Consider the following 3,511-nt stretch of genomic DNA (forward strand, 5'->3'; position numbering starts at 1 on the left):
CCAACTGCTGCCCCTGCTGTCGAACCGACTAATCCCGCTATTGCTGATATCGTCGACTTCTCTGCTGCTGTTAAATCCGCCGGATTTTTGCCATACAGCCATTTCGACAGTATTGGTGCCGTTGCCTTCGCTCCCGCTGCGGCCAATGCCCCAGCTAGGGCATCGTTTCCACCCGCTGCGGCCACTGCTGCGCCTAGTACGGCATGCGCTACCAGATGAGCTGTGCTGCCTTCCGCATCTTTACCTTTGAAGTACTGCCCAATCTGATGCGAAATTACCGGACTCGCGGTTGCGGCGATAATGCCACCTATATTATTGGTTGGTGCGGCCAGTCCTGCGCCGATGGCATTCAGTATCAGTCCACCGGTATTCCATTGCGCCAGTTCTTTTTCATACTGCGCGCGCTGCTCCGGGCTGAGATTTTCTTTTTTCAGTTCATCCTTTAAATTTTGAAGAAATTTATGTCTTAAAAAACTATCCCAAACAGAGAATAAAACAACATAGAACTGAGTAATTAATCATTATATTAATTTTATTATGTACTATTTTTGAGCAAATTTTCAACCCATTTTTTAGCCTTGCCTGCGCCAATTATGAATTCATGATCATTCCTGCATAATAAAAAACTCTCATTTTCATCTGTTATATAAAACACAAACCCAAATAATTCATTCACTACATTCATTAAATCTACAATATTTTTCAATTTAAAAAATGTTTTATCTGTTGATTCCTCAAAAAATATGATGACTTCGTTATTTATTTCAGCATTTAAATTCTTAAAGATTGCTTTATTATTTGGAGTATGAAAACCAAAATTTTCAATACTAATTCTTTCCCATAAAGCTCCATATCCCTTTTTACAATATAGATTTTCAACATTATTACGTATTCTCAAAGCATCTTGCATATTGATTTCTTTATAAGAAATTCTAAGCTTCTTCGCTTCTACAATAAAATCATCAGCTATGTATCTCATAATTTTAATACTACTTTCTAACTTACTTATTGATAATAAATAATTTTCTATTATACATTAATAACAATTTATTTAGTTCGATTTATAGGAACTTCATCAACCAAAATATGACCCGTTATATTATTTTTACCTGGAGTTTGAAATCCAATATGAGGTACACCTGGTCCATAATTATCGTGGCCAATATCAATATTTACTTCAGCGCCTTTATTTTTTCCTTGAGTTACTCTATATTCCGTTGGAAAACTTTTACCATTTTTATCGCTACCCCATTTAGTAACACTAAATTCAGATTTATCTATTCCTAATTTATTAAATGCTTGATTTAGCGCATCCTGATATGTTTTACCAGTTCCCCTTAAATCAGCATCAATTCCCGGCTTCCATACATATCCATTCTTAAATGCTGGGTCATTATGCTGATTAACATTATTTTTAGCAGAACTTGATGAAGCTTTTCCACTATCTCCAGAGATGCCACCTTTTTCAGCCTTCTTGCCTACACTGGCCGCTCCGTTTATCGATGTTGGTTTTGGTTTCTTATTTACCAATGTGGAAGCTAGTAATTCTCCTGCCGCTTCTGTTGCCAGTAAATCTCCTTGCGCTGCTTTTGCTATCAGTTCTGCAAGTTTTTTATAAGTGCGTACATCTAATGATGCTTTGACACTATTAACTATTTCCTGATTTTTGGGTGTTAGGGTTTCTTGTGACTGGCTGCAATAAGTTGGAGTAAAGCCCAGACAGTAAACTACTGCATTTAATGAGTCTATCCCATAATCAGCTGTACCTATCACGCTGTCAGCTGAACCCATTGCTGCATTTACAGCTACATTTCTTATTACATCTAAATAATCTTTGGCTTCTTGCTCTGTATGCCAGTACTGCCTTGCATTTTCTATATATTCTGGTATCTTATCTCCTAGTACTGTATTATTATCCACCGCAACATGCCCAGCTTGGTCACCCTGTGCTACATCCGCCATACTACCGCCAACTGCTGCTCCCGTCGCTGCGCCGGCTAGGCCTGCTATGGCTGAAATTGTAGACTTCTCTTCCGCTGTTAAATCTGCAGGATTTTTGCCATACAGCCATTGTGATAGTATTGGTGCTGTTGCCTCCGCTCCTCCTGCGGCCAATGCTCCGGCTAGGGCGTCATTGCCTCCAGCTGCCGCTACCGCTGCTCCTAATATGGCATGTGCCAATATATGTGCTGCTTCCTGACCGGCGGTTAATGCATCTTTACCTCCAGTTATCTGGTTTTTATGAGCCAGAACTTTGAAGTACTGCCCAATCTGATACGAAAGTGCCGGACTCGCGGTGGCGGCGATAATGCCACCTATATTATTGGTTGGTGCGGCCAGTCCTGCGCCGATGGCATTCAGTATCAGCCCGCCGGTATTCCATTGCGCCAGTTCTTTTTCATACTGCGCGCGCTCCTCTGGGCTGAGATTTTCTTTTTTCAGTTCTTCTTTCAGTTTATTTTTTTGCTATTGATGAAGGCTGAGATAGCCTGCATGTTTTTGCTGAATTCCTGATTTACTTCGCACTGTAGATCTAGCTCTTAGTACCTTGGATGTCTCTTTGACTTTGGTGCGTACATGTTGTATTAGGATATTCCCATCTAACAGCATATCGCTTGGGTTGTATTCCAATTACTGTTGGATCAATGTAATAATCATCTAAACTGGAAACGGTGATCATTTCTTTACCACGACAACCATCCTTAAAACCTAAATTAGGACTATTTCTATCAATAGTATTGTACAATTTTTTTATACTTTTATAATCATCATGTTTGAATTCAAACATTATATAAATCTTACTCACCCCTCCTCTTTTCGTTCTAACAAAATTTTTGTTTAAAACAAATGGGTGCAACAATTCCGGTAATTGTTTCATCATTATTGCTTCCTTTTCATCATTATCTAGCTCATAGCCAAATTTTCCATTCTTTTCCACCCAATTAACATATTTAAATATAGAAAACCAGCATATCATTATCAGAATACTTACAATCCATTCATACTTCTTCCACAAGTCTTTTATTTTCCTCATTTAGTAGCCTTCCAGCAGCTTTAATAACTTATATATATGGTTTAAACAATTCCAATAACTATTCCATCATATTCACTTCTTTTATCATTATCCATATAATAGCAAAAATTTTCATTTTCTCTTTTGTAGAGTTGTTTTAATAAAATTAGCATAACAAAACAAGCATAAATAGAGTCCATTTATGCTTGTTCCAAAAATTAATATTTTCTCATTTAAATATTTTTCCAATTGGTACCATGTTGGATTTTTGAATACTTTCAGAAGTAGAAAATCCGGTACCTACACCAAACTGAATTGAAACTTTTCCTGGCATTTTCTTTCCATTTTCAATTGTATCAGGAGTTTTACTCGCTCTGTAACTATCCCCTAAAATAGTACAGTCCCAAAGTAGAAAATTCTCTTCATTAACCCACAGAGGATTTAAACATGAAAAAGATGACTGAACATCAGATCGTATCTATTTTAAAAGAAGCTGAA

Annotated in this window: 6 protein-coding genes; 3 read left to right on the top strand and 3 right to left on the bottom strand. The window is 37.5% G+C overall.

Going from position 1 to position 3,511, the window contains the following annotated elements; all coding sequences use genetic code 11:
- Both GYX26_RS11100 and GYX26_RS11105 read left to right on the top strand, forming a co-directional pair.
- The coding region (locus tag GYX26_RS11100; RefSeq protein ID WP_202984320.1) for a hypothetical protein at window positions 1–219 on the top strand (219 nt) is incomplete at its 5' end.
- Window positions 216–446: a hypothetical protein gene (locus GYX26_RS11105; RefSeq protein ID WP_174829298.1), complete on the top strand. Its 231-nt coding sequence runs from the start codon at window positions 216–218 to the stop codon at window positions 444–446. The genes GYX26_RS11100 and GYX26_RS11105, both read left to right, overlap by 4 nt.
- 89 nt (window positions 447–535) lie before the next feature.
- Here GYX26_RS11105 and GYX26_RS11110 read toward each other — a convergent pair whose 3' ends face one another.
- Window positions 536–979 carry a DUF6756 family protein gene (locus GYX26_RS11110; RefSeq protein ID WP_174829299.1) on the bottom strand — a complete coding sequence of 148 codons (444 nt, stop codon included), beginning with the start codon at window positions 977–979 and terminating at the stop codon, window positions 536–538.
- A 68-nt stretch (window positions 980–1,047) separates the two neighbouring features.
- The gene (locus tag GYX26_RS11495; protein ID WP_238791288.1) at window positions 1,048–2,181 is read right to left on the bottom strand and encodes a polymorphic toxin type 47 domain-containing protein; all 1,134 of its coding nucleotides are present in this window, start codon (window positions 2,179–2,181) and stop codon (window positions 1,048–1,050) included.
- 60 nt (window positions 2,182–2,241) lie between these two features.
- On the opposite strand from GYX26_RS11495, the gene GYX26_RS11500 reads away from it, so the two are divergent.
- Window positions 2,242–2,514 carry a hypothetical protein gene (locus GYX26_RS11500; RefSeq protein WP_238791289.1) on the top strand — a complete coding sequence of 91 codons (273 nt, stop codon included), beginning with the start codon at window positions 2,242–2,244 and terminating at the stop codon, window positions 2,512–2,514.
- A 19-nt stretch (window positions 2,515–2,533) separates the two neighbouring features.
- Here GYX26_RS11500 and GYX26_RS11125 read toward each other — a convergent pair whose 3' ends face one another.
- Window positions 2,534–3,034, bottom strand: a complete 501-nt coding sequence (locus GYX26_RS11125; RefSeq protein ID WP_174829300.1) for a hypothetical protein — start codon at window positions 3,032–3,034, stop codon at window positions 2,534–2,536.
- Window positions 3,035–3,511: the final 477 nt, after the last annotated feature.

It is taken from the genome of Snodgrassella sp. ESL0253, assembly GCF_013344965.1.
Lineage (GTDB): Bacteria > Pseudomonadota > Gammaproteobacteria > Burkholderiales > Neisseriaceae > Snodgrassella > Snodgrassella alvi_B.

Excerpts from the sequence above, each read along its gene's own strand:
- GYX26_RS11105 (WP_174829298.1), top strand. The coding sequence starts at position 216 with ATGAGCTGTGCTGCCTTCCGCATCTTTACCTTTGAAGTACTGCCCAAT.
- GYX26_RS11500 (WP_238791289.1), top strand. The coding sequence starts at position 2,242 with ATGAGCCAGAACTTTGAAGTACTGCCCAATCTGATACGAAAGTGCCGG.
- GYX26_RS11110 (WP_174829299.1), bottom strand. The coding sequence starts at position 979 with ATGAGATACATAGCTGATGATTTTATTGTAGAAGCGAAGAAGCTTAGA.
- GYX26_RS11125 (WP_174829300.1), bottom strand. The coding sequence starts at position 3,034 with ATGAGGAAAATAAAAGACTTGTGGAAGAAGTATGAATGGATTGTAAGT.